The organism is Microbispora cellulosiformans (genome assembly GCF_008728085.1).
GTDB lineage: Bacteria > Actinomycetota > Actinomycetes > Streptosporangiales > Streptosporangiaceae > Microbispora > Microbispora amethystogenes.
Genome location: NZ_VYTZ01000006.1, coordinates 145,853 through 171,271 on the forward strand (window position 1 = coordinate 145,853; position 25,419 = coordinate 171,271).

24 protein-coding genes are annotated in these 25,419 nt (G+C 73.6%); 14 read left to right on the forward strand and 10 right to left on the reverse strand.

Features of this window, described 5'->3' with window-relative positions; all coding sequences use genetic code 11:
* The first annotated feature begins 18 nt into the window (after window positions 1-18).
* Together F5972_RS17840 and fabI are read left to right on the forward strand one after the other, a co-directional pair.
* Entirely contained in the window at window positions 19-723 is a 705-nt protein-coding gene (locus F5972_RS17840) for a beta-ketoacyl-ACP reductase (protein WP_150934694.1), read from the forward strand.
* A gap of 71 nt (window positions 724-794) precedes the next feature.
* Entirely contained in the window at window positions 795-1,559 is a 765-nt protein-coding gene (gene fabI / locus F5972_RS17845) for an enoyl-ACP reductase FabI (RefSeq protein WP_150934695.1), read from the forward strand.
* Window positions 1,560-1,574: 15 nt separating this feature from the next.
* On the opposite strand, the gene F5972_RS17850 is transcribed toward fabI, so the two are convergent.
* Window positions 1,575-2,594: a hypothetical protein gene (locus F5972_RS17850; protein ID WP_150934696.1), complete on the reverse strand. Its 1,020-nt coding sequence runs from the start codon at window positions 2,592-2,594 to the stop codon at window positions 1,575-1,577.
* Window positions 2,595-2,735: 141 nt separating this feature from the next.
* On the reverse strand, window positions 2,736-3,683 hold the full coding sequence (locus tag F5972_RS17855; protein ID WP_150934697.1) for an aldo/keto reductase: 948 nt from the start codon (window positions 3,681-3,683) through the stop codon (window positions 2,736-2,738).
* A 35-nt stretch (window positions 3,684-3,718) separates the two neighbouring features.
* On the opposite strand from F5972_RS17855, the gene F5972_RS17860 reads away from it, so the two are divergent.
* From F5972_RS17860 to mshC, 6 genes are all read left to right on the forward strand, one after another.
* Window positions 3,719-4,537, forward strand: coding sequence for an undecaprenyl-diphosphate phosphatase (locus tag F5972_RS17860; protein WP_150934698.1), 819 nt, complete (start codon window positions 3,719-3,721; stop codon window positions 4,535-4,537).
* Window positions 4,534-5,235 carry a histidine phosphatase family protein gene (locus tag F5972_RS17865; RefSeq protein WP_150934699.1) on the forward strand — a complete coding sequence of 234 codons (702 nt, stop codon included), beginning with the start codon at window positions 4,534-4,536 and terminating at the stop codon, window positions 5,233-5,235. The genes F5972_RS17860 and F5972_RS17865 overlap by 4 nt, the downstream gene beginning before the upstream one ends.
* Window positions 5,236-5,244: 9 nt before the next feature.
* Complete coding sequence (locus tag F5972_RS17870; RefSeq protein ID WP_117409432.1) at window positions 5,245-5,811, forward strand: DUF3090 domain-containing protein; 567 nt, start codon at window positions 5,245-5,247, stop codon at window positions 5,809-5,811.
* A gap of 48 nt (window positions 5,812-5,859) precedes the next feature.
* A complete protein-coding gene (locus tag F5972_RS17875) occupies window positions 5,860-6,636 on the forward strand; it encodes an SCO1664 family protein (protein ID WP_150934700.1) in 777 nt (258 codons plus the stop codon).
* A gap of 94 nt (window positions 6,637-6,730) precedes the next feature.
* Window positions 6,731-7,555 carry an NRDE family protein gene (locus F5972_RS17880; RefSeq protein WP_318527604.1) on the forward strand — a complete coding sequence of 275 codons (825 nt, stop codon included), beginning with the start codon at window positions 6,731-6,733 and terminating at the stop codon, window positions 7,553-7,555.
* Window positions 7,556-7,565: 10 nt separating this feature from the next.
* Entirely contained in the window at window positions 7,566-8,777 is a 1,212-nt protein-coding gene (gene mshC / locus F5972_RS17885; RefSeq protein WP_150934702.1) for a cysteine--1-D-myo-inosityl 2-amino-2-deoxy-alpha-D-glucopyranoside ligase, read from the forward strand.
* Between the two features lie 42 nt (window positions 8,778-8,819).
* Here mshC and F5972_RS37300 read toward each other — a convergent pair whose 3' ends face one another.
* Together F5972_RS37300 and F5972_RS17890 are read right to left on the reverse strand one after the other, a co-directional pair.
* A complete protein-coding gene (locus tag F5972_RS37300) occupies window positions 8,820-8,960 on the reverse strand; it encodes a hypothetical protein (RefSeq protein WP_191910180.1) in 141 nt (46 codons plus the stop codon).
* Between the two features lie 11 nt (window positions 8,961-8,971).
* Window positions 8,972-9,685, reverse strand: coding sequence for a class E sortase (locus tag F5972_RS17890; RefSeq protein ID WP_225311600.1), 714 nt, complete (start codon window positions 9,683-9,685; stop codon window positions 8,972-8,974).
* 294 nt (window positions 9,686-9,979) lie between these two features.
* Between F5972_RS17890 and F5972_RS17895 the strand changes: the two genes are divergently transcribed.
* Window positions 9,980-10,879, forward strand: coding sequence for a hypothetical protein (locus tag F5972_RS17895; protein ID WP_150934703.1), 900 nt, complete (start codon window positions 9,980-9,982; stop codon window positions 10,877-10,879).
* Between the two features lie 18 nt (window positions 10,880-10,897).
* Window positions 10,898-12,676, forward strand: a complete 1,779-nt coding sequence (locus F5972_RS17900; RefSeq protein WP_150934704.1) for a DUF4012 domain-containing protein — start codon at window positions 10,898-10,900, stop codon at window positions 12,674-12,676.
* A gap of 48 nt (window positions 12,677-12,724) precedes the next feature.
* On the opposite strand, the gene F5972_RS17905 is transcribed toward F5972_RS17900, so the two are convergent.
* From F5972_RS17905 to F5972_RS17925, 5 genes are all read right to left on the reverse strand, one after another.
* Window positions 12,725-14,104 (reverse strand): polysaccharide biosynthesis tyrosine autokinase, encoded by a 1,380-nt coding sequence (locus tag F5972_RS17905; RefSeq protein ID WP_191910182.1) that lies wholly within the window; start codon window positions 14,102-14,104, stop codon window positions 12,725-12,727.
* A 2-nt stretch (window positions 14,105-14,106) separates the two neighbouring features.
* Window positions 14,107-15,138: a glycosyltransferase family 4 protein gene (locus F5972_RS17910; RefSeq protein ID WP_191910183.1), complete on the reverse strand. Its 1,032-nt coding sequence runs from the start codon at window positions 15,136-15,138 to the stop codon at window positions 14,107-14,109.
* Window positions 15,135-16,130, reverse strand: a complete 996-nt coding sequence (locus tag F5972_RS17915) for an NAD-dependent epimerase/dehydratase family protein (RefSeq protein ID WP_150934707.1) — start codon at window positions 16,128-16,130, stop codon at window positions 15,135-15,137. Before F5972_RS17915 ends, F5972_RS17910 begins: the two co-directional genes overlap by 4 nt.
* Before the next feature lie 163 nt (window positions 16,131-16,293).
* Window positions 16,294-17,247, reverse strand: a complete 954-nt coding sequence (locus F5972_RS17920; protein WP_150934708.1) for an NAD-dependent epimerase/dehydratase family protein — start codon at window positions 17,245-17,247, stop codon at window positions 16,294-16,296.
* Complete coding sequence (locus F5972_RS17925) at window positions 17,244-18,401, reverse strand: glycosyltransferase (protein WP_225311601.1); 1,158 nt, start codon at window positions 18,399-18,401, stop codon at window positions 17,244-17,246. The genes F5972_RS17920 and F5972_RS17925 overlap by 4 nt, the downstream gene beginning before the upstream one ends.
* Before the next feature lie 376 nt (window positions 18,402-18,777).
* Between F5972_RS17925 and F5972_RS17930 the strand changes: the two genes are divergently transcribed.
* Window positions 18,778-19,875, forward strand: coding sequence for a glycosyltransferase (locus F5972_RS17930; RefSeq protein WP_150934709.1), 1,098 nt, complete (start codon window positions 18,778-18,780; stop codon window positions 19,873-19,875).
* Between the two features lie 72 nt (window positions 19,876-19,947).
* Here F5972_RS17930 and F5972_RS17935 read toward each other — a convergent pair whose 3' ends face one another.
* A complete protein-coding gene (locus tag F5972_RS17935; protein WP_225311602.1) occupies window positions 19,948-21,225 on the reverse strand; it encodes a hypothetical protein in 1,278 nt (425 codons plus the stop codon).
* Between the two features lie 354 nt (window positions 21,226-21,579).
* On the opposite strand from F5972_RS17935, the gene F5972_RS17940 reads away from it, so the two are divergent.
* The 3 genes from F5972_RS17940 to F5972_RS17950 are packed head-to-tail and all read left to right on the forward strand — an operon-like array spanning window position 21,580 to window position 25,340.
* Complete coding sequence (locus tag F5972_RS17940) at window positions 21,580-22,815, forward strand: hypothetical protein (RefSeq protein ID WP_150934711.1); 1,236 nt, start codon at window positions 21,580-21,582, stop codon at window positions 22,813-22,815.
* Between the two features lie 21 nt (window positions 22,816-22,836).
* The gene (locus F5972_RS17945; protein ID WP_150934712.1) at window positions 22,837-23,940 is read left to right on the forward strand and encodes a glycosyltransferase family 4 protein; all 1,104 of its coding nucleotides are present in this window, start codon (window positions 22,837-22,839) and stop codon (window positions 23,938-23,940) included.
* Window positions 23,937-25,340, forward strand: a complete 1,404-nt coding sequence (locus tag F5972_RS17950) for a polysaccharide biosynthesis protein (RefSeq protein ID WP_150934713.1) — start codon at window positions 23,937-23,939, stop codon at window positions 25,338-25,340. Before F5972_RS17945 ends, F5972_RS17950 begins: the two co-directional genes overlap by 4 nt.
* Window positions 25,341-25,419: the final 79 nt, after the last annotated feature.

A 25,419-nucleotide genomic window follows, 5' to 3' on the forward strand; every position in this document is an offset into this window, starting at 1 on the left:
GCCGATACGGTCGGTTGCATGGCTCGTTCTGTTCTCGTCACCGGTGGAAACCGCGGTATCGGCCTCGCGATCGCTCGTGAGCTCTCCGCCGCGGGAGACGCCGTCGCCGTCACCTACCGTTCCGGAGAGCCCCCGGAGGGCCTGTTCGGGGTCCGCTGCGACGTGACGAGAGCCGCCGACGTCGACGCCGCCTTCGAGAAGGCCGAGGCCGAGCACGGACCGGTCGAGGTGGTCGTCGCCAACGCCGGGATCACCAAGGACACCCTGCTGCCGATGATGAAGGAAGAGACCTTCACCGACGTCATCGACACCAACCTGACCGGCGCCTACCGCGTCGCCAAGCGGGCCGTGCGGCCCATGCTGCGGATGCGGCGCGGGCGCGTCATCCTGATCTCCTCCGTCGTCGGCCTCTCCGGCTCGGCCGGCCAGACGAACTACGCCGCCTCCAAGGCCGGGCTGGTCGGCTTCGGCCGCTCGCTCGCCCGCGAGCTCGGCTCGCGCGGCATCACGGTCAACGTCGTGGCGCCCGGGTTCGTGGAGACCGACATGACCGCGGTGCTCGACGAGGCTCAGCAGGAGCAGATCCGCAAGAGCATCCCGCTCGGACGGCAGGCGCACGCGGAGGAGATCGCGCGGGTCGTCAGGTTCCTGGCGAGCGACGACGCCTCCTACATCACCGGGGCGGTCATCCCCGTCGACGGCGGCCTCGGCATGGGCCACTGAGCCATTTAGCCACTGGGGCACTCGGCCACTGGGCCGCCGGGTCACCGAGCACTAACTGAGCGGAGCAGGACATGGGTTTGCTGGACGGTAAGCGACTGCTGGTCACGGGGGTCCTCACCGACTCGTCGATCGCCTTCAACGTCGCCAGGCTGGCCCAGGAGGAGGGCGCGCGGGTCGTGCTGACCGGCTACGGCCGCCTCAGCCTGGTCGAGCGCATCGCCAAGCGGCTGCCCGAGCCGCCGCCGGTGATCGAGCTCGACGTGCAGGACACCGACCACCTCGACACGCTCGCCGACCGCGTCGGCGAGCACCTCGACGGGCTGGACGGGGTCGTCCACTCCATCGGCTTCGCCCCGCAGTCCTGCCTGGGGGGCAACTTCCTCAACACCTCGTGGGAGGACGTCGCCACGGCGATCCACGTCTCGACGTTCTCGTTCAAGTCGCTCGCCGTCGCCTGCCTGCCGCTGATGAAGGAGGGCGGCGCGGTCGTCGGCCTGGACTTCGACGCGACCAAGGCGTGGCCGGTCTACGACTGGATGGGCGTCGCCAAGGCCGGTCTGGAGTCGTGCTCCCGCTACCTGGCCCGCGACCTGGCGAGGCACGGCATCCGGGTCAACCTCGTCGCCGCCGGCCCGCTCCGCACGATGGCGGCCAAGAGCATCCCCGGGTTCCAGGAGTTCGAGGACTCCTGGCCGGAGCGCGCGCCGCTCGGCTGGGACCTGACCGACACCGCCCCCGCCGCCAAGGCGTGCGTCGCGCTGCTGTCCGACTGGTTCCCCGCCACGACCGGCGAGATCGTCCACGTGGACGGCGGCGTCCACGCGATGGGCGTCTGACGGCGAACGGCGCGCTCAGGCGAGCCGGTGGCGGCCCGACCGGTCGGGCAGTCGCAGGCCGCCCTCGAACGGGATCGACTCCTGCGGCTCCTGCTGCCCGGCGCGGGCCCGGCGCGCCGAGACGACCCGGGTGGCGAGCACCGCCGACAGCAGCAGCGCCGCCGTGAGGGCCGTCCCCACGGCGTCGTACGGCCGCTGGTCCCGCAGAGGAGCGCCGGTGACCCTGCCGGGCAGCCACGGCATCCCGGGCATCTTCTGCCCGGGCCACAGGAGAGGGATCAGGCCGTCCGCGTCCGGGTCCACGACGGGGCGGGAGGGCGCGACCGGCGTCCGGCCGCCCTCGACGGCCGGCCCCGGCCGGTACGGCTCCGTCGGGAGAGCGCCCTCGGGGGCGTGCGAGGCCTTCGGCCGCGCCGAGTGGCCGGCGGTCCCGGCAGGGCGGCGCTTCCGGCCGTTCTCGTCGTCCCCGGCGCCCGTCTCGCCGCCGTCCGCGCAGCGCTCGCCGGCCACCAGGGGCAGGCAGGTGTCCTGGATCGTCTGGTTCAGCCCGTCGGTGAGATCCTGCACGGGAGCGGGGGCGCTCCCGGACGACGAGCCTCCCGAGCCGCCTCCGGTCACGCCGCCGGTGACGCCGCTGCCCGCCGAGCCCACCGCGTCCGACGCCGCCCCGGCAGCACCGCCCGCCGTCTTCACGGTGTCCTCCACCGTGTCCTTCACGGTGTCGTCCACCGTCTTGCCGATGTCGTCCACGGCCGTGCCGGCGGCGCCGGTGACGGTCTGCACGGTGTCGTCCACGGCCTGGGTGACCGGCTTCGTCGCCCCTCCGGTGGCCTTGTCCGCGACGTCGGTGACGCCGTCCGCCACGCGGCTCACGCCGTCCACGAGATTGCAGACGCCGCCGGTGAGGCCCGAGACGAGCCCGCCGCCGGTGGTGCAGTCGGCCCATGCCGGGGACGCGGCGAGGGGGAGCCCGCCGCCCAGGGCGATCGCGATAGCCCCGGCGGAGATGGCGGAGGCCTTGCGTGCGGTGCCCATGTGTCCCCTTCCGCGGTCGTCTGGTCCGTCTCCCGACATACCCGCCACTCTTCGCCAGAGCGCGGGGTTATGCAGTAAAAAGTTGCAGTTCGGTATCGATGTGTGATACGTGAAGACGATTCTCGTTCGGCCCGTGGCAGGTCAGGGGTCGGAGACGTCCGACACGTCGTCCAGGGCCTCCCTGATCTCCCATGGCAGGGTCAGCTCCTCGGCCTGCAACACGCCGAGGAGCTGCGCGTGGGTGCGGGCGCCCACGATGGCCGACGACACGCCCGGGCGGTCGCGCACCCAGGCGAGCGCCACGGCGAGCGGCGACACGCCGAGCCCCTCGGCCGCCGTGGTCACCGACTCCACGATCCGGCGGCACCGCTCGTCGAGATAGGGCCGTACGAACTCGGCGAAGTGCGGGGTGGCGGCGCGCGAGTCGGCGGGGATCCCGGTGCGGTACTTCCCGGTCAGCACGCCGCGTCCCAGCGGCGACCAGGCGAGCAGCCCGGCGCCCACGTGCGCGGCGGCGGGGATCAGCTCCTCCTCGGGCTCCCTGGCGAGCAGGGAGTACTCCGCCTGCGCCGCGACGAGGGGGGCGCGCGCGTCGCCGCACCGCTGCCAGGTCGCGGCGGCGGCGAGCTGCCAGCCCGTGTAGTCGCACACTCCGGCGTAGGCCGTGCGGCCGGTCGAGACGGCGAAGTCGACGGCCGCGAGCGTCTCGTCGAGCGGCACCCGGTCGTCGAACGCGTGGAGCTGCCAGAGGTCGACCTCCTCCAGCCCGAGCCGGGCCAGGGACGCGTCGAGGGCGCGGATGAGATGACGGCGGGAGGCGTCGCGCTCGCCGCCGGGCATGAGGACCGCCTTGGTCGCGATCACCAGCTCCGAGCGCGGCACCACGTCGCGGATGAGCCGGCCGATCAGGCGCTCCGCGTCGCCCCCGCCGTACACGTCGGCGGTGTCGATCAGCGTGCCGCCGGCCTCGGCGAACGCCGTGAGCTGGGCGGTCGCCTCCTCGGCGGAGGTGTCGCGGGCCCAGGTCATCGTGCCGAGCCCGATCCGGGACACCGAGAGCCCGCTGCGCCCGACAAGTCGCTGGTCCATTGTGCGGACAGACTAGCCGATAGGCTGTCCGCACCATGGACGTACTACAGGCCATCGTGCTGGGAGTCGTGCAGGGTCTCACCGAGTTCCTGCCCATCTCCAGCTCCGCCCATCTGCTGATCGTGCCCAAGCTGGCCGGCTGGGGCGACCCCGGCGCCGCCTTCACCGCGGTGATCCAGCTCGGCACCATGCTGGCCGTGCTGCTCTACTTCTGGCGCGACATCGTCCGGATCCTCTGGACCTGGCTGCGCAGCCTGTGGACGCCGGAGCTGCGGGGCGACCTCGACGCACGCATGGGGTGGTACATCGGGCTGGGGACGATCCCGATCGGCGTGGCCGGCCTGCTGTTCAAGGACGCGATCGAGGGCCCGGCCCGCAACCTGTGGCTCAACGCCACCATGCTGATCGCGTTCGGCCTGCTGCTGCTCGCGGCCGAGCAGTTCGGCAGGAAGAAGAAGGAGGTCGCCGACCTCACCATGCGCGACGGCCTGATCGTGGGGCTGTGGCAGATGGCGCCGCTGATCCCGGGCGCCTCCCGCTCGGGCTCCACGATGACCGGCGCGATGTTCCTCGGCTACACCCGCGAGGCCGCGGCCCGCTACTCCTTCCTGCTGTCCATCCCGGCCGTGGTGCTGTCGGGCCTGTTCGAGCTGCGCGATATCGGCGACGGCGGCGGCCCGCCGCTCGTGCCGACCCTGATCGCGACCGTCGTCTCGTTCGTGGTCGGGTACGCCTCGATCGCCTGGCTGCTGCGTTACGTGGCGCGGCACTCCACGATCGTCTTCGTCGTCTACCGCGTCTTCGCCGGAACGTTCCTCCTCACCCTCCTCTACCTGGGGGTGCTCCAGTCATGACGACCGTCCTTCTCGTACGGCACGGCCTGACCGACCTGACCGGCCCGGTGCTCGCGGGCTGGACGCCCGGCGTCCACCTGGACGAGCGCGGCCGGGAGCAGGCGCGCGCGGTGGCCGAGCGACTCGCGCCGCTGGAGCTGGACGCGATCGTGTCGAGCCCGCTCGACCGGTGCCTCGAGACGGCCGCCGCCATCGCCGAGGGCCGCCCGGTCACCGTGCAGACCGACGACAGGTTCGGCGAGTGCGGCTACGGCGACTGGACCGGCAGGCCGCTGAAGGAGCTCGCCGAGGAGCCGCTCTGGCGGGTCGTGCAGGCCCATCCCAGCGCGGCGGTCTTCCCCGGCGGAGAGGCCATGGCGGAGGTGCAGAGCCGGGCCGTGCGGGCCGTGCGGGACTGGAACGAGCGGCTCGGCGAGAAGGCCACCTACCTCGTCTGCAGCCACGGGGACGTCATCAAGGCGATCGTGGCCGACGCGCTGGGGCTGCACCTGGACCAGTTCCAGCGCGTCACGGCCGACCCCGCCTCCGTCACCGTGATCCGTTACACTCCGCTGCGTCCCTTCCTGCTGAGGGCCAACGACGTGGGTGGGGGAGTGGCCAACCTGGTGCCCCCGCCCGAGGTTCCGTCGCGGGACGACGGGGGAGAAACCATCACCGGAAGCGACGCCGCCGTCGGCGGCGGAGCAGGGAGCACATAAGGTCGGGCTATGCCGGTCTTCGATTACGATCCGCCTGACAGGTTCGTGGCCGGTGCCGTTGGGCAACCGGGCGCACGAGCCTTCTTCCTGCAGGCCCGCGGCCACGGCAGGATCACCACCGTGGCGCTCGAGAAGTTCCAGGTCGCCGTGCTGGCCGACCGTCTCGACGAGCTGCTCGACGAGGTGCTGCGGCGCAGCGGCGGGCGCGCGCCGGTCCCGGCCGTCGCCCCCGCCGATCTGACCGACGAGGGGCCGCTCGAGTTGCCGCTCGACGAGGACTTCCGGGTGGGCACGATGGCGCTCGCCTGGGACCCGGAGACCTCCCAGGTGGTCATCGAGGCGCAGGAGGCGGGCGAGGGCGACGAGGAGGACGAGCCGCCGGCCGACGACCGGCCCGAGCCCGCCGTCCTCAGGGTGCGGATCAGCGCCGCCGCCGCCCGCGCGTTCAGCCGCAGGGCCCTGGAGGTGGTGGCCGCGGGCCGGCCTCCGTGCCCGTTGTGCGGCCGGCCCCTCGACCCGGAGGGCCACATCTGCGTACGGCTCAACGGTCACCATCCCGGAGGGCTGTCCGCGTGAGAGGCAGGTCCTTGTGAGAGGCGGGGCCGCACGCGCGGCGGGATCCGGATGACGGCTGAGGACGAGGCGAGCATCGGCGGCGTGGACAGAGCCGGACCTGACAGGACAGGGCTGGATGACGCGGCGGCCATGCGCCTGCTGCGGGAGGGCACCTTAGAAGTGGCCGGGCGACTCGTCGAGGCCACGAACATGACGCTCTACTGCTCCGTCGCCACCGGCGAGCACGCGGCGGCGTGCGTGTACAAGCCGGTGCGCGGCGAGCGGCCCCTGTGGGACTTCCCCGACGGCACGCTCGCGGCCCGCGAGGTGGCCGCCTACGAGGTGGCGGCGGCCACCGGCTGGCGCATCGTGCCGCCGACGGTCCTCCGGGACGGCCCCTTCGGCCCGGGCATGGTGCAACTGTGGATCGACGCCGATCCCGACGCCGACCTGATGACCCTGATGCGCAGCCGCAACCCCGCCCTGCGCCGCATGGCCGTCTTCGACGCGGTGGTGAACAACGCCGACCGCAAGGGCGGTCACCTGCTGCCGCTGCCGGACGGCCACGTGTACGGCGTCGACCACGGAGTGTGCTTCTCGGTGGACGACAAGCTGCGCACCGTGCTGTGGCAGTGGCGGGGCAGGACGCTGCCGCGCGAGGCGGTCAACGTGCTGGAGCGGCTGGAGCGCGAGATCGAGCGGGGCCGTCTCGGGCGGCGGCTGCGCGAGCTGCTCACCCAGGCCGAGGTGGAGGCGACCTGGGAGCGGGTCAAGAGACTGCTGGCCACCGGCGTCCACCCGCACCCCTCCGACGACTGGCCCGCCATCCCGTGGCCGCCGATCTGATGGTCCGTCCGGAACTTGCGCAGAACGTACGTATTGTGCACTCTGCAGGGGTCTCTACCGTTTTTGGAGGGAACACGCAGTGTGTACGGTCATCGTGAGCGTCGACCCGGAGGCCGGCACACCGGTGCTCCTGGTGGGCGTGCGTGACGAGTTCGTCACGCGGCCGTGGATGTCGCCCGACCGGCACTGGCCCGATCACCCCGGGCTGGTCGGTGGCCGCGACCTGGAGGCGGGCGGCACCTGGCTGGCCGCCGGCCCGGCGGAGCGGCGCGTGGCCGCGCTGCTCAACGGCGAGGGCACGGCGGCCCCCGCGGCCGGGCGGCGATCCCGCGGCGAGTTGCCGCTGCTGGCCGCCGAGGCGGGGGAGCTGCCGCCGGTCGACCTGTTCCGCTACGACCCCTTCCACCTCGTCCTCGGCGGTCTCGACGGCGTGCGGCTGTGGAGCTGGGACGGCGAACGGCTCGCCGAGGAGAAGCTGCCCGCGGGCGTCCACATGATCGTGAACACGGGCTGGGACCGGTCCGACCGCGACCCGCGGACCGCCTGGTTCCGGCCCCGGTTCGCCCGCGCCGCCCGGCCGGAGTGGACCGCCGGCGGCTCCACGGAGCGTTTCTGGGGGGAGTGGCTGGACCCGGCCTCCGGCGCCGGAATGGGCGGCACGGCGGGCGGCGCAGCAGAGGGCACGGTGGGGGACGCTGTGGGAGGCGCGGTGGCCTGGGACGACCCCCGGGCCCTGATCGTGCGGCGGCGCCTCCCGGACGGGCGGATCTTCGCGAGCCTGTCGGTGACGCTGGTCGCCCTGGCCCCGGAGGGGCTGCGCTACGACTTCTGCCCCCAGCCGGACGACCCCTCCACCTGGCACGAGATCGACACGTCCCGGGGCAGACCGCCCGGCCGGCGTCGTCGGGCGCGCGGATAGGCTGCACACCATGCGATCGTGGTCTGCTCCGAATGTCCCCAGGCTGCCTGGTCCGGGCCTTCCGCTCCGTTTGTACGACACCGCCGCCCGAGAGGTGCGGGAGACGGCCCCCACGGGTGAGGCCCGGATGTACGTCTGCGGCATCACGCCGTACGACGCCACGCATCTCGGGCACGCCAACACCTACCTCGCCTTCGACCTCGTGAACCGGGCCTGGCGCGACGCGGGCCACGACGTGCACTACACGCAGAACGCCACCGACGTGGACGATCCGCTACTGGAGCGGGCGGCGGCGACCGGCACCGACTGGCGGTCCCTGGGCGAGCGCGAGATCGAGCTGTTCCGCTCCGACATGGAGGCGCTGCGGATCCTGCCGCCCCGTGAGTACGTTGGGGTCACCGAGACGATCGACGAGATCACCGAGGTGATCGGCCGGCTGACCGAGCGCGGCGCGACCTACGACATCGACGGCGACGTCTACTTCTCCGTCACGGCGGCGCCGAAGTTCGGCGCGGTCTCGGGATACTCCGAGGAGACGATGCTCGCGTTGTTCGCCGAGCGCGGGGGAGACCCGGGCAGGGAGGGCAAGCGTCACCCGCTCGACTGGCTGCTGTGGCGGGCCGAGCGGCCCGGCGAGCCCTCCTGGGACTCGCCCTTCGGCCGGGGCAGGCCGGGCTGGCACGTCGAGTGCACGGCCATCGCCCTGCGCAACCTCGGCACCGGGTTCGACGTCGCCGGCGGCGGCTCCGACCTGATCTTCCCCCATCACGAGATGGGCGCCTGCGAGGGTCACGTGGCGACCGGCGAGTGGCCGTTCGCGCGGGCGTACGTGCACGCCGGCATGGTCGGCCTCGACGGCGAGAAGATGTCGAAGTCCAAGGGCAACCTCGTGTTCGTCTCCCGGCTGCGGCCGGTGACCGACCCCATGGCCGTACGGCTCGCCCTGCTGGCGCACCACTACCGCACCGACTGGGAGTGGACGGCGGACCAGCTCACCGAGGCGGAGGCCCGGCTGGCGCGGTGGCGCGCGGCGGTGGCGCGTCCGGCGGGGCCCGCGGGCGACGCCGTGCTCGCGGCGGTTCGCGAGCGGGTCGCGGACGACCTCGACGCGCCCGGCGCGCTCGCCGCGATCGACGCCTGGGCGGCCGGGGAGGGCGACGACGCCTCCTCGCCCGCGCTGGTCCGCGACGTCGCCGACGCGCTGCTCGGTATCGCCCTTTGACCGGGTGCGGTCGCCGGGCGGTTCGTGAGCCCGGCGACCGGCTCATCCCATCGGCAGGCGCGGCGCCAGCCAGGGGAACACGACGTACCACAGCGCGGCCACCACGGCTCCGGTCAGCAGCACGGTGATCGCCAGCCGGAGCGGGGTGCCGCCGGGCAGCCGCCGCCACAGGAACCTGTACATAGGAGATCCCCCTACCGATCCCGGCGTTCCTCGCGGCGGACGAGCTCGCTCCGCACGATCAGGCGCCGTGCCGCGGAGAACTTGGGATCACACGTGGTCATGGTCATCAGCGCCCGCGTGGGACGCCGCGCCGGATGCCCCGGGACGGGATCGACGACGTCCAGGTCGCCGGGGTCCACGACCTCCTTGCCCCGCACCCGGTAGGTGTAGCGGGCGTCCGGCGCGTCCACCACGACGTCGTCGCCGGGCCGCAGTTCGTCGATCCGGTTGAACGGCGCGGCGTAGGTGGTGCGGTGCCCCGAGAGCACGAAGTTGCCCACCTGACCGGGCAGGGCGGTGCCGGGGTAGTGACCGGGGCCCTTGCGCAGCTCGTCGGGGCCGATGCCCTCGACGACGGCGAACCGGTACCCGGCGCCCAGGCGCGGGATGCGCAGCAGCGCCAGGGCGTCGCCGATCCCGGCCCCGCCCGGGGAACCGTGCCCCTCGTGCCGCAGGAAGACCTCCCCCAGCCGCGACTGCAGGACGCGCTGCTCCCGTTCGGTCTCCGCGCCGGTGCCCCAGAGCAGGTACGCGTAGAACAACAGCAGGACCAGCCCGGCGGGCAGGCACAGCTCGCCGACCACCCGGACGGTCGCCGTCACGGCTCCGCCGCCCTCTCCGCCCCCATCTCCGGCCCCATCTCCGCCGCCGTCTCCGCCGCCGTCTCCGCCGCCGTCTCCGCGCACGGACCGAGTATCGCCTTCCGGCGCCGATCGGCGGCCGTCGCGCGGGGGCGTTGACGAAATCTTTGGCACGCGATCTTCGGCACGCGCGGTCACGGAGGGGCGCGGGAACGGTGAGCGGGTCGCGGTCAACGTACCGAGAACCCTGGCCGATCGTTCGGTAAGTGCCGTACGCCGCGACCGAGCCGATCTTCGTCGCCGCTTATAACAGTCGCCGGGGCAGATGCTCATTTATGTGAACGCCGTTATCGGGAGTCCAAAGTGGCGCGAAAAAACACCCTACCCATTCTTCTGGCGGTGACGGTCGCGGGTGGCCTGACGCTCGGGATCCCCGCGGCCGCGGCCGCGCGGACCGTCATGTCACCGGCCGCCCCGGCGGAGGACGAGCCGGGCCTCTCGCCGGAGCCCGTCACCCTGGAGAACGCCGAGGAGCCGGGCGAGGACGTCGACGTGAGCCCGGTCGTGCAGGAGAACGAGCCGGGGACGGCCGCGCAGCAGCCCGTCTGCACGGGCAACACGTGTAACAACAACGGCGGGATGTGGAACCAGAACTTCGGCTGGAGCTATCCGCTGGCCTACACCTACAACGACACCAAGTCCGGCAACGCGCAGCCCATCGCCGCGCCCGCGGGCGCGGGCACGGGTCTCGGCAACGGTCTCGGCACGGGTCTCGGCACTGGGGGCCCCGGCGTCACCGGCATCGGCCCGGCGATCGGCCCGGGCACCGGTGCGGGCGCCGGTGCGCCCGAGGGCGCGGTCGCGCCGCTGCAGAACGCGACGCAGAGCGCGGAGCAGTGGCCGGAGGCGCCGGTGGGAGCGGGCAAGGCCTCGGCCGTCGAGGGGGAGCCGGAGGCGCTTCCCGGAAAGGAGGCCACCGACGAGGAGGGGCTTCCGGAGAAGGAGCCCGGGAAGGAGTCGGGCGAGGAGGAGTTCCCCGAGAAGGACACCACCGACGAGGACGAGTCCGACGAGGACGAGGCGGACGAGGCGGATGAGGCGGACGAGATGCCCGGCGTCGCGCCCGAGGAGATGGCCGGTCCCGCGCCGGTCGCCGCGGCCGGCCCGGCGGGCGGCGCCCAGCTTCCGTTCACGGGCGCGCCCGCGAGCGTGGCCGTCGCCGGCGCGGGCCTGCTGGCCGTCGCGTTCGGCAGCACCCTCGTCGCCGCGCGGCGGCGGCGCTCCACCGATGCCGGGTAGCACCGACGCGGTGGTCCGGTGACACCTGGAAGAACCCGCAGGCTGGCCATCGCCGGCCTGCCGACGCTGGCCCTCGGCCTCACGCTGGCCGGGGGCTGGGCGGTCCACCTCGGGCTCGGCGTGCGCGACCACCTGGAGGCGGCGAGGGCCGCACTGCTCCGGGCGCGGCCCGGCGACCTCGACCCGGGAACCCTGGGACCGGACAGCCCGGCCGCCGCGGCGCTCGCCGACGCCCTGAGGCACGCGGCCGAGGCGCGGCGGCTGAGCGGCGGCGTCTACTGGGCGATGCTCACGCACCTGCCCGTGGTGGGCGACGGCGCCGCCACGGCCCGGGGCCTCGCCGCGTCGGTCGCGGACATCACCGGCGCGCTGGTCCGGGTGGAGCGCTCGGCCGCGCCCCTCCTCACGGCGGGCGCCCGGGCGCCGGGAGATCTGCGGCGGGCGATCGACGCCCTCGACGCGATGGCGCCGGTGCTGCGCGACGCCGCCATCCGGGTGGAGACGGCGAGGGCGCTCGTGGCGCGTACTCCCGCGTCGACCGGGCTGGCCGCGCTGGACGGCGCGCGCGGCGCCGTGCTGCGCGAGGCGGCCCGGCTGCGCGGCTTCCTGGACCAGGGGGCGGAGGCCGCCGCGCTCCTGCCGCCCATGCTCGGCCGGGACGGCCCCCGCCGCTACTTCCTGGCCTTCGAGACGAACGCCGAGGCGCGCGGCACCGGCGGCCTCGTCGGCGCGATCGGCGTCCTCACGGCCGACCACGGCAGCCTGTCGGTGACGCGGCTGTCGGCCGACAACGGCCTCGCGAGCAGCCCCGAGCCCGTGGCCGACCTCGGCCCGCGGTTCCTCTCGCGGTACGGGCGCGGCCCCACCACCATGCTGTCGGTCTCCAACCTCTCCCCGCACTTCCCGTACGCCGCGACGACCTGGACGGGGCTGTGGCGGCGCCAGACCGGCCAGACGCTCGACGGAGCCGTCGCGACCGACCCGGTCGGCCTGTCCTACCTCCTGGACGTGATCGGGCCCGTGCGGCTGCCCGGCGGCGAGACGGTGACGGAGGGCGGCGTGGTCGACCTGACGGAGCGGGCGGCCTACGCCCGCTACCCCGATCCCCGCGAGCGTAAGAAGTACCTGATCGGCATCGCCGGCGCGGTCAGCGAGGCGCTGACCCGCCGGTTGAGCGATCCCGTCCGGCTGCTGCCGGCCCTCTCCCGCATGGTGGGCGAGCAGCGGCTGCGGGTCTGGAGCCGGGCCGCCGGCGAGCAGCGCCGTCTCGCGGAGACCCCGCTCGGCGGCGTGCTGCCGGAACGGCCGGGGCCGTACGCCGGGCTGGTGGTGAACAATTCGGCCGGCACCAAGCTGGACTACTACCTGGACCGCTCGCTCACCTATGCCCTCGGCCCGTGCCGGCCGGACGGCACGCGCGCCTCCACGGTGCGGATCCGGCTGACCAACGACGTGCCGCGCGGGACTCTCCCGGCGTACGTCACGGGCCGCCTCGACACCCCGCGGCGTCCGCACGCGGCCGGCTCCAACCTGCTGTGGGTGTCGCTGTACGCCGCGACCGGGGCCAAGGCGGCGGCGGTCCGGCTCGACGGCCGGCCGATCCCGTTCTATTCGGAGACCGAGCGGTCGCATCCCGTGTTCTCCAAGGTGCTGGAGTTCGCGCCGGGCCAGTCGCGGACGCTGGAGTTCGACCTGCTCGAACCGTACGCGCGGACGGCTCCGGTGGTCCCCGTGCAGCCGCTGGTCCGTCCGCAGCGCACGACGGTGACCGCCGACGACAGAGGCTGCTCGCCCTGAACCGTGAAGGCCCGGCGCCCCCGGGGCCGTGGCCCCGGGGGCGGCCGCTCACACGTGCGCCGGAGCGGTGCTCGGCAGCGTCTCCTGGACCGCCTGGGGTCCGGAGGCGTACCCGTAGCGGTCGTTCCGCTTCACCGGCACGAAGTTCAGGACCGTCCCGACGAGACGGGCGCCGGCCGACGACAGCGTCTCCTCCGCGCGCAGCACGTGCTCGCGCCGCGTCCTGCCGTGCCGCACGACGAGCAGGGCGCCGTCGCAGATCGCCGAGAGGGCGGCGGCGTCGGTGACGGGCAGCAGCGGCGGCGCGTCGATGAGGACCATGTCGTACTCCTCGCGGAGCTGGGCCAGCAGCGCGCCCATGCCCCGGGAGGCGAGCAGCTCGCCGGGGTTCGGCGGGATCCTGCCGCTGGGCAGCACGGACAGGCCCGGCCGGCCCCACGTCTGGATGACGTCCCGCAGCCGGGCATGCTGGACGAGCACGTCGCTGAGGCCGGCGCTCGCCTCGATGCCCAGGTGACCGCCAAGGCGGGGACGGCGGAGGTCGGCGTCGACGAGGAGCACGCGCCGGCCCGCCTCGGCCATGGCGATCGCGAGGTTCGCTGTGGTGGAGGACCTGCCCGCCTCCGGCAGGCAGCTGGTCACCACCAGCGACCTCACCTCCCGGCCGACTCCTTTGGAGTGCAGGTTCGTCCGGAGGGCGCGGAAGGACTCCGCTCGCGGCGACCGGCCGGCGTCCCCGACGATCAGGGGGTGGTCCCGCGCCTCCCGTTCGATGGCGACGGTGCCGAGCACGGTGCCTCCGGTGGCCTGCCGCAACGCCTCCGTGGTCCTGATGGTGGTGTCCAGCCGGTCGCGCAGGACCAGGCCGCCGATCGCGGCGAACAGCGCGATCAGCGCGCCGAGCGCGGCGTTGGCCGGCGGGTTGGGCGAGACCGGCGTGCTCGGGGTCTCGGCCGGGTCGATCACGCTGGTCCGGAGCACGGGGTGGTCGCCCGCCGCGGGCCCGCCGATCTCGTTGACCACGTTCGTGAACACGGCGCCCAGGGCGTTGGCCGCCCGGGCCGCCCGCGCCGGATCGCTGTCGGTGACGCTCACGCGGAGCATGGAGGTGCTGGGCACGACCTCGGCGGTGATGCTCCCCTGGAGCGCCCCGGCGTCCCCGTCCGCGGCGACCTGGCTCACCACCCTGCGGCTGGTCAGGAGGGCGGCGTACGACTGCACCCGCTGGGTGGACAGCGACCAGGCCTGGAGGGCGGCGGAGATGTCGTCGTCCGTCTCGTCGGCGGTCAGCAGCATGGTCATCGTCGCGACGTACTTCGGCGGGGTGTAGGCGGTGACGGCGAGGCCGGCGCCCACCCCGATGCCCAGCGCGAGCAGGAGCGCCGGCCAGTTTCCGCGGACGAGCCGGGTGTAGTAGAGAGAGTCCATGATCATCGCTTTCCGGTCGGAGATGACGTCTGTGGAAGGGCCCGCGGGTAGACCCGCACCCGCTGCGGCAGGCCGATGAGCGCGCAGGCGGCCACCACGCCGGCGGACGCCGCGCCGAGCGGGGTGATCCAGCCCAGCAGCATCACGAGGTGCAGAAGGCCGGCGACGGCCGCGATCACGGCCAGGGTCACGGCCGTGAGGGCCGGGCCGAGCCCGAGCCCGCACAGGCGGTGAGAGAGATGGTCGGTCCCGCCCTGCGTCAGGGGACGTCCCGCCCTCTTCCGGGACAGCAGCACGACCCCCGTGTCGACGGTCGCGACGAAGGCCGGCAGCAGCAGACCGGCGACCGCGGTGACGCGGTCCCGGCCGGTGACCAGCAGCGCCGCCGAGCAGGCGAGGACGAACCCGATGAACAGCGATCCGGCGTCCCCCATGAAGATCTTCGCCGGCGCCCAGTTGTACGGAAGGAACCCCGCGACGGACAGCAGCAGGCTCACGAGCACCATCCCGATCACCGGCTGGGCGGACAGGAAGGCCACCGCCGCCAGGGTCGCCGCGCTCGCGGCGGCGACCGCGCCGAGGGCGCCGTCCATGTTGTCGAGAAGGTTGAAGGAGTTGGTGATGACGACGATCCACAGCATGGTGATCGGGATGTCCGGCCAGCCTCCGGTGACGGGCGCCTGCACGCCGGTCAGCACCACTCCTCCGGCCGCCAGCGACTCGACCGCCAGCCGGGCCCCCATGGACAGTTGCCGCAGGTCGTCGATCAGTCCCAGCAGAGCCACGGCCAGCGCGCCGGCGACGATCGCGACGGCGCGGGGGTCGGCCGGGCCCGCGAGGGCGGCCGGAGGGACGACCGCGCCCAGCGTGATCGCGAGACCGCCCAGGAACGGCGTGGGACGCCGGTGGGCCTTGTGGCCGCCGGGCCGGTCGGTGACGTCCCAGCGCAACGCCACACGTCTGAGCAGGGGCGTCGCCGCGGCCGACAGCAGGAAGGCGCCCGCCGCCGCGGTGAGGAGAACCGGGCCGTTCATCGCCGCGCCGCCGCCTGTTCGGCCCGGGCCTCGGTGATGGTCTCCAGCAGGATGTCGTCGAGCGTCCGGCGGGGTGTCCATCCGGTGAGCTCGCGCAGCCGGGTGGTGTCGGGCACCCGGCGGGCCATGTCCTCGAAGCCCGCACCGTAGGCGTCGGAGTAGGGGACGAGGTCGACGCCGGAGGTGCTCCCGCTGAGCTCGACGATCAGCTTGGCGAGCTCCAGGATGCTCACCTCGTCGCTGCGGCCGATGTTGAAGGTCCGGCCGACCGCGCCGTCGTGGTGCAGCAGTTCGACCAGGGCCCGTACGACGTCGAGCACGTGGGTGAAGCAGCGGGTCTGGGTGCCGTCGCCGAAGACGGTCAGCGGGACACCGGCGACCGCCTGTCTGACGAGGCGCGGGATGACCATGCCGTAGGCGCCGCTCTGCCGGGGGCCGACCGTGTTGAACAGCCTGACGACGACGACCGGCAGGCCGCGTTCGCGGTGGTAGGCGTTGGCCAGGATCTCGTCCACGGCCTTGGCGGTGCTGTAGGACCAGCGGACGACGCCGGGGTTGCCGAGGACGCGGTCGGACGTCTCGCTGAGCGGCCCCGCGGAGTTCTTGCCGTAGATCTCACTCGTGCTCGTCAGGAGGACCTTCCGGCGGTGGCGGTGCGCCGCCTCGATCACGGTCTCCGTGCCGCGGATGTTCGTGGTCAGCGAGCGGAGCGGGCGTTCCACGATCAGCTTCACGCCCACCGCGGCGGCGAGATGGACGACCACGTCGCACTGGTGGACCAGTTCGTCGACCAGGAGAGGGTCGAGGACCGAGCCCTGCACCAGCCGCAGCCGGGGATCGCCCGCATGCTGCGCGAGGTTCTCGCGGCGCCCGGTCGACATGTCGTCCAGGACGGTCACCGAGTCGCCCCGCGCGAGCAGGGCGTCGGTCAGATGGGATCCGACGAAGCCGCTTCCGCCCGTTATCAGATAGGTGGTGTGTGCGCTCGGCATGGTCAACACTTCTCTCCACGTAGATGGCGGTCGACGGGGTCGCACCGGTGAATCGCGTCGGTGGATCGTGTCGCTGAATGGCGTCGGTGATAGGCGTCGGTAATCGGACACGGGGGTCGGACACGGGGATCGGACACGGGGATCGGACACGGTGGCGCGGCGGTCAGCCGCCCGCGGGCAGGGCCTTCCCCGGCCCCTTCTCGAACCAGCTCACGGTCAGGTGGAGCCCCTCGTCCAACGGCACGGGCCGGGTTCCGGGGAGCAGGTCCAGCAGCAGGCGGGACGACGCCCGGGAGTGCCTGATGTCGCCCGCCCGCGCCGGCCGGAACTCCACCTCGATCGGCCGCTCCAGCACGGCTTCCAGGGCCTGTCTGAGGCGGAGCAGGGACACCCGGGTGCCGAACGCCAGGTTCACCGGTCTCCGGCTGGTGATCCGGCGTACGGCGGCCTCGGCCACGACGCCCGCCACCGACCCCACGAAGGTGAAGTCGCGCGACTGCTCGCCGTCCCCATGGATCTGGACCGGCCGCCCGGCCAGGGCGGCGGACACGAAGGCCGGGACGACGGCGGCGTAGGCGTGACCGGCCGGCTGGAGCGGCCCGTAGACGTTGAAGAAGCGGAACGGCAGGACCGGCAGGCCGTAGCTCTCCGCGTACGCCAGCGCGTACGCCTCCGCCGCGAGCTTGCCGGCGCCGTACGGGCTGAGCGGCCGCGCCGGAAGGTCCTCGTGCTTGCGGGGCTCGCGGCAGTCGCCGTACACCGACGACGAGGACGCGAGCACGACGTGCGGCCGGGTGGCCCGGCAGGCGTCGAGCACGTGGAGGGCGCCCGTCGCGTTCACGGTGTGCGAGGCGATGGGATCGGCCAGGGACCTCGGCACCGACGGCCGGGCCGCGAGGTGGATCACGTGCGTCGCGCCGGGGACGATCTCCGCCAGGAGGTCCCGGTCGAGGATGCTGCCCTCCACCACGCGGACCCCCACGTCGTCGAGGTTGGCGCGGCTCCCGGTGCTGAAGTCGTCCAGCACCGTGACGCTCTCGACCTCCGGCCGGGTCGTGAGCGTCCGGCAGAGGTTGGCGCCGATGAATCCGGCGCCGCCGGTGACGAGGACCCTCATGCGACGCTCCCCCTGAGACGTCGTGACGTGGCGGCCAGCGACCGGTAGAGCTCCTCGGTGTCGGCGACCAGCCGCTCCACGCCGAAGGCCGCCGTCGTCCAGCGCAGCGCGGTCTCGCCCATCCGGGCGGCGAGCGCGGGATCGGACAGCAGGCGCACGGTGTGCCCGGCCAGTTCACCGGCGTCGGGAGCCGCGAGCAGCCCGGTGGAGCCGTCGTGGACGACCTCGGCGACGCTGCCCACCCTCGTGGCGACCACGGGAGTCCCGGTCATGCCCGCCTCGACGAGCGTCAGGGGCGTGCCCTCGTTGTCGGAGGTGAGGACGACCACGTCGGCCGCGGCGTACACGGTCTCGACGTCCCGCCGCCACCCGAGCAGATGGAAGGAGCGCGGCGCCTCCGCCGCGCCGCGCTCCACCTCCCCGGTCAGCTCGCCGCCTCCGCAGACGACGAACCGGCACGTGGGCAGGCGGCGGAGCACGGCATGCGCGGTGGCGAGGAACCGGTCGGGCCGTTTCACCCGCGTGAGGCGGCCGACGAAGGCGACGACGGGCACATCCGGCGGAAGGCCCAGGGCGGCGCGTGCCGCCGCGCGGCCGGGGACCCGGCCCAGCGACACGCCGGGCGGGATCACGATGTACTGCTCCGGCCGCCCGATCCCGGCGGCGAGCAGGTCGTCGCGGACCCGGGCGCCGACGGCCACCAGGCGGTCGGTCATCGCGGCCAGGCGCCGTTCGGCCATGACGTAGAGGCGCCGCTTCGCCGGCGAGAAGTAGCCGTGGAGCAGATGCCCGTGGAACACGTGCACCCGGGCCGCGCGGACGCCGGCGAGACAGGCGGCCGTACGCCCCAGGGCCCCGGCCTTGGCCGTGCGGGTGTGCACGATGTGCGGCCGGAACTCCCGCATGGCGCCGGTCAGGCGGGCGAGCGCGCGGCAGTCGTCGGCGGGCCGGACCGCCCGGCCGAGACCGGCGACGCGGTGCACCCGCGTCGTGCCGTCCCCGTCGAGAAGCCGGTCGCCGAGCCGGTCGGCCTCGTCGCCGTCGACGTGGCCGGTGTAGAGGCGGTGGTCGAACTCCTCGCGGTCGAGACCCTCGTACAGTCCCATGACCTGGGTCGCGGGACCGCCGACGTTCATGCGCGCGATGATTTCCATGACACGAATACGGCCGTCCGACGTCAGCACGGGGCTCCTCGCTCACAGAGCTGTTTCACGAGGACAAAAGCTAACCCGCCGCCCCGCCCGCGCCGCGACGTGCCCACCGTGCGGGACAAGAGTTTCCGAATCCGGTACTCCCGCGTGATCGATCACCTGATCACCGAATGGACGGCGCTGAATCAACGGAAAAGCGGCCGGAGTTTGCCGGAAAGAAAAGGCCAAGACGCCGTGTGCGGCTTGTCGCCGGGGGTTTCCAGCGATTTTCCTTGCGCTGCCGGGTCGTAACGGGCGGCGACGGTCCGGTCCGGACCGCGATTTCGCCCCGATCGGACAAAGAAATCGGCGCACGACGGCCGGAACGCGATTGGAAGCTATGAGTGATCTCCGGGTGTGCGAGGTCGTGAAGACCCTCGACGTCGGCGGCGCCGAGGTGCTGCTCGTGGAGCGGCTGATCCGGGCCCGCACGGACGTCCTCCACTACACCGTGGTCTGCATGCGCGCGTCCACCGGCGAACTGGTGGAGCGCCTCCGGGCGGCCGGTGTGACCGTCGTCGATCTCAGCGCATGCCCGCGTCCGCTCGTCTACGCGAGGCTCGCCGCCACGGTTCGCAGGCTCGCGCCCCACGTGCTGAACGTGCACTCTCCGGCGCCCGCCGTCGTCCTACGCCCCCTGGTCCGATTCACCGGGTGGCTCTCGGGCCGGCCCGCTCTGGTCAGGACCGTGCACAACGAGCATTGGCGCAGGTTCGGGAGGCTCGACCGCCTGACCCGTGGACTCGACGACTGCACGGTCGCGGTGTCGCCGCTCGTGGCGCGGTCGAAGGCCACGGCCGGCTGCCGCCGCGTGCTCACCCGCGTCCACGGCGTCGACGTGGCGGAGCAGCGGAGGTGGAGCGCCCGGGCCGCCGAGGTGCGGCGCGAGTTCGGGGTGCCCGGCGACGCGTTCCTGTTCGCCTGCGTGGCCAACTTCCGCCCGCAGAAGAACCACCGGCTGCTCGTCGAGGCGGCGACGGAGGTCGTACGGCGCAGGCCCGGCACCCTGTTCCTGCTCGCGGGCGACGGCCCGCTGCGGCACGAGATCACCCGGGAGGTGGCGGCCCTCGGCCTGGACGGCTCGATACAGGTCCTGGGGCAGGTCCCCAGGGCGGGCCGGCTGGTCGCCGCCGCCGATGTCCTGGTCCTCTCCTCCGACCACGAAGGGCTCCCGGTGGTGGTGATGGAGGCGCTCGCGGCCGGGGTGCCCGTCGTCTCCACCCGGGTGGGGGGAGTGCCCGACCTGGTCGTCTCCGGTCACAACGGGATCCTGACCGAGCCGGGCTCCGCGCCCGGCCTGACCGGGGCGATGCTGCAGGCCATGGAACCGCGTACGCACCGGGACCTGCGGGCCGGAGCCCTGGCCTCCGCCGAGGGGCTGGACATGGCCGGCACCGCGGAGTGGTTCGAGCAGCTCTACGAGGAACTGGCCCGGTGAGTCGAGCCCGGTGAGTCGAGCCCGGTGAGTCGAGCCCAATGAGTCGAGCGGGGTGAACAGCCCGGTGGAGCGTCAGCGCAGGGCGGCGCAGGCCGCCGGGTCCGTCGGCCCCGACGCGAGGGGGTGCCGCAGGCCCAGCACGGCGAAGGCCACCACGAGCGCCGTCACCGTCCCGGCCGCGAGCCACCAGCCGCGGCTCATCCGGGATTCTCTTCCCAGAACGCGCGGAACGAGCAGGGCGCAGCCCGCCGCGCCGAGCAGCACCACGGGAAGGGCGAAGCGCGCCTCGGTCGTCGTCGTGACGAGCGTGGCGGCGGCTCCCAGGAACGCCGCGACCACCGTCAGCGCGTGACCGCGCGGCACCCCCGCGCGGGCGCGCACCGCCGACGCGACCAGCGCCGTTCCTCCGCACACGGTCACCGCCGCGATCGGCAGCAGGAGGCCGAAGCCCTCCACACCGGGCGGGGCGCTGTACGGCGTCGACCCCGACCAGGCCAGTGCGGCCGAGAACTTCTCCGCGAGGAAGCCCGGCGACCACGGCAGGCCGGCCAGCAGGGTCCGCGCCGGCCCGCCCCGGGAGACGGACGCCATCAGGGGATCGCAGTAGAACAACCGGGGGGCGCCGGGCAGGACGGTGTCGTACCGGACGATGTAGGAGCCGAGTTCGGCTTGGTAGCGCGCCAGGAGAGCGGTGAGCGGCGGCGCGGGAAGCCAGCCGTAGTTCAGCACGAGGTTGAGCGCGAACTGGGGAAGCAGGGCGAGGGCGAGGCCGGGCAGTGTCCACAGGGCGCGCAGCCGGTGGACGGCCGCCGACGCCGCGGCCACCGCGACGAGGGGGAGGAGGTAGGCCGGCCGGATGTTGAAGGCCACCCCCGCGAACAGTCCCGTCAGGGCGATCGCCCACCGGGACCTCGCCGAGGCGAACAGGACCGCGCAGACGAACGCGGCGGCCGCGGGCAGGTCCATCAGCGGATACGGCGCGAAACGCGCGCCGGCGATCCAGGCCAGGGCCGCGCACAGGCAGACCACCAGAGGGCCTCGCGCTCCGAGCCGCCAGGCGATGGCCGGCAGCAGCACGGCCCCGGCCACCGCCAGGATCAGCGCGTTCTCGGCGAGGACCGCGACGGCGCCCGCGCCGGGGAGAACGCGGTCCACCAGGGCCGCCGGCGCGTAGACGAGGTAGGTCAGAACCCCCCGGAGGCGAAGGGGGAACTCGAACATGGTGTCGAGCACCGCGGTCCCGGTGGGACCGGTCTCGCCGCCGGTCATCGGCCGCAACGTTGCCTTGGTCGCCCAGCCGCCGTGGAGGAGCACCTCCCACCCGGCCTTTGAACCGGCCCAGTACGACATGGCGTCGTAATGGAATTCCCGGGCGGGGCGCCGGGCCATTGTGAGAAGAAACAGCAACCCCGCCGTGACGATTGTGGTGACGCGGCGCGTCCTGGCCGACGATTCTCCCTGGGCGGTACCTTCCGGGGGAGCCGTCGTCCTGGTCAAGAGTTCTGCCATGACGCCGTTGTAACAGCATGGCGCGATGGCCGGGCACAGGCACGCCACGATCCGGCGATTCCCTGGCGCGTTTGGTTTCTTTAGGGGGTCTTGGCGTTCTCCGGCCCCTCCGCGCCGGTGTTCTCCGGTGGCTTCCGGTTACCTTGACGGGAAGTGCGGGAGCCCTTCTCACCACAGCGTTCGGGTGATTTCTTCGTGGAGTACGCAATCGTCGCGGTGGCCGCGGCAACGCTCGTCTTCCTGGCGCACGCGTGCCTGGACAGACGGGCGGCGGGGCCCGTCACAGGGGTGCTGCTCCTGGCGTTCTCCGTGCGCCTGCTCATCCACTCCCTGGTCATGCAGACCGGGTTGCTGCCGTACGGCGGCGACAACTACGGCTACGAGAAGAGGGCCCTGGAGATCGCGGCGTACTGGAACCACGCCGGCATCCGGTTCGTCACCTCCGACCAGTTGCCGAGCCTGGAGCACGTCGCCGTGCCGTGCAACATCTTCGCGCTCGTCGTCTACCTGTGCGGTGGCCGGGCCTCGCTGGCCTGCACGTCCGTGGTGGCGCTGGTCGCCTGCGCGCTGTGCGTCGTCATGTACCGGTTCGCCAGGGTGGTCGGCGCCGACGAGCGGGCCGCCTTCCGGCTGCTCGTGCTCACGGCGTTCATGCCCGCCTTTCTGCTGCACACCGCGGACACCTTCAAGGACGGGTTCAACGCCTTCCTCGTGGTGACGTGCCTCGGGCTGGCCGCCGCGAACGCGCGGCGGTTCGACCTCCGCAAACTGGTGCTGCTCGTACCGCTGCTGGGCGCGCTGTGGAACGTGCGGCCGTACATGGTGTTCATGTGCGCGGGACCGCTCCTGTTCGGCTTCGTGGGGGCCAGGCGGGCGCTTCCGCTCTGCACGCTGGCCCTGCTGGCCGGCGCCCTGTCGCTGTTCGTCTTCTTTCCCGAGGCGACCACGAACCTGGCCGTGGAGACGCCGCAGCAGCAGTTCGAACAGGCGCAGTCGGAGACGGTCCGCAGCGCGAACGCCGACGGCGGCTCGGGAGTCGTCTTCGCCGACGGCGGCGACCCGTGGGGCGCGTTCGCGCCGAAACTCCTCTACACGCTGCTGTCCCCGTTCCCGTGGACGGGCGGAAGCCTCGTGCTGCAGCTCGGCAAGATCGAGACCCTGCTCTGGTACTACCTGCTCTTCTGCGCGGTGCGGGGCGGGCGGCACCTGTGGCGGCACAACCGCCGGGCCCTCATGCTCCTCCTGGTCTTCGTCGTCCCCTGCACCGTCGCCTACGCCACCAGCATGAGCAACATCGGCCTCATCTTCCGGCAGCGGATGCCGATCGTGATGGTCGTGAGTCTGCTGTCGGCGGTGGGGTGGACGCACTCCCGCAAACGCTCCCGCACGATGTCCACGGCGGCCTCGCCCCGGGAACACGCGCGTCTGTGACACACCAGCCAGGAGCCGGCCGTGAGGATTCTGCACATCGCCCATCGCCTGCCACCCGAGCCCGGCGGCAAGGAACGCTATGTCGGACGGCTCGTCCGCGAGCAACTGCGGCGCGGGCACGAGGTGGTCGTCGCGCACCGGCGGGGTGATCCCCTGCCAGGGACGGAGCCGCTGCGCCCGGCGCGCACCTGGCCCGCCCGGGTCGTCTCGCTGCGGTCGGACGAGGCGGGCTTCGCCGTCGAGTGCGCCGGGGCACTGCCCGCCGCGGGCCCGCTCGACGTCGTCCATCTGCACGGGGACCATCGGGAGGCGCTCACGCTCGGCCCGGCGGCGCGGCGCCTCGGCGTCCCGCTCGTGCTGCACGTCCACGGCGCCCTCGCGATGCGCCACCGCCTGGTCATGCCGCGCGCGTTCCGCCACGTGGCCGGCTTCGCGGTGGTGGGCGCGCGGCCGAGGGCCGACCTGCTCGCCGCCGGCGTAACGGGGCGGCTGATCCGGGTCGTGCCGAGCGGCGTTGACCTCGGCCGTCTCCGCCGGTTCCGATCCGGCCCGCGCGAGCGCGGCCTCGTCGTCAGCGTGGGATCGCTCGTGCCGGTGAAGAACCACGAGCTGACCATCGAGGCGTTCGGCCGGGTGCGGGCCGCCCGGCCGGACGCGCGGCTGGTCATCGCCGGAGACGGGCCGGAACGCGACCGGCTGCGGCGGCTGGCGGCGACGTGCCCGGGAGTGGAGCTCGCCGGGCACCTGTCCGGGGACGAGGTATGCGCGCTGGTGAGCCGCGCGGAGGTCTTCGTGCAGTCGTCGCGCCGGCTGCCCGGCGTCGGCGAGGGGATCCCTCTGGCGGCCCTGGAGGCGCTGGCCCTCGGCACCGCCGTCCTCGCGTCGTCGGACGCCTCGCTCGACCCGGTGGTCCCGCCGGACTGCTACCGGACGTTCCGCTCTGGATCGGCGGCCGGGCTGGCCGCCGGGCTGCGCGACCTCCTCGACCGGGACGGCCTGCCGCCGCAGGCCACCGAGAAGGGGATGCGGGCCGTGGAGGATCTCGACTGGCCGCTGGTGGCCGCGCGCGTCGAGCGGCTGTACGAACGCGTCGTCCACAGGACTCCCGCACCGGCGGGGCCGTGACGCGGGGCCGGGTCCGGCCGCCTGGACGGCGGCACCTGCGGGCCTTCACGTCCCTGAGCGCGGCCGGTTTCGGCGAGGCCCTGCTGCCCACCCTCGGTCTGGTGGCCCTCGTCCGCATCGCCGGAACCGAGGCCACCGGCCAGGTCGTCTTCGCGCAGTCCCTCGCCAACCTGTGGTTCCTGCTGGGCGATCCCTGCCTGGAGAACGCCGCCCAGCGGTTCGTCCCCCTGGAACAGGCGCGCGGCGGGCGCGGCACCGCGCTCTTCCTCCGTCTCCTGCGCCTGGACGCGGGGATCGGCCTCGCGGCGACCGCACTGGCGCTCGCGGTCGTGCTGGGCACCTGGCTCGCGGGCCTGACCTCGGAGGGCTTCGCGCTCACGCTCGCCCTGTCGGTGGCAGGCCGGGGAGCCACGGCGCCGTACGGCACGGCCTTCGCGGGGTTCGCGCTGGCCGACCGGCTGGCCCTGTCGGGGGTCGTCCGCGTGCTGGGCGCGCTGCTGTCGGTCGCGCTCTCGTTCGCGGGGCTGCTCGCCGGCGGTCCGCTGCTCTACCTGGCCGGTCAGGCCGCGGCCGCCCTGCTGGCGGCGGCGGGATTCTGCCTGCTCGCCGGGAGGGCGGTCGCCCGGGCGCTCGGTGCGCCCTCGGGGAGCCCGCCGCTGCCCGCCGGGCTGCTCCGGTTCACTGTGCCGGCCACGGCCGGCACGACGATCGCGGGGATGTCCGACTCGGGCATCCTCGCCGTCGCGGGCCTCGTCGGCGGTCCGCCGCTCGTCACCCTCCTCAAGATCGCCATGGCTCCCGGGCGGTTCTACGCCAACCTCGCGATTCCGGTGGCCGCGATGCTGTATCCGCGGCTCGCCCGGGCCGTCGCGGAGGGCGCAGGCGCGGCCGTCATGAGACGGGACGTCGCGCGCGTGACGCGGCTGATGACCATCGGCGGCGTGACGACGGCCGCCGTCGCGGTGCCGGTCCTGGTCCCGGTCATCACCCTGGTCTACGGCCCCGGTCAGGCGGGCGCCGGCGCGGTGGCGGTGCCCCTCCTCTGCGCCGCCTGCGTGAAGGGAGCGGCCTGCTGGTCCAACGTGCTGCCCCTGGCCTTGGGCAGGTCGGGATGGCGGCTCACCTACCTCGGCGCCGAGGCCGCCCTGCTCGTCGCGACGCTGCTCGCGGCCGCCTGGGCGGCGCCGGACGCCCCGGCGACGGCCCGCCTGTTCGCCTGGGGGACACTGGCCCTCGCCGTCCTCGGCACCGCCTTCTGGCTCCTGTCAGCGCGGCGACTCCTCCGCCGTGTCCCCACCAGTGTCCCGAGCGGCGTCCCCGGCAGTGTCCCGAGTGTTCCCAGCCATGCCCCCGGACGGCCGGGTCCGGCGGATGTCCGCGGGCCGGCGCCCCGGCCCTGACAAGCACCCCGCACCCCACGGCCCCCGCACCCCAAAGGCGCGGCAAGGAAAGAGCGCGCGCCGGGTGTCGGCGCGGTCA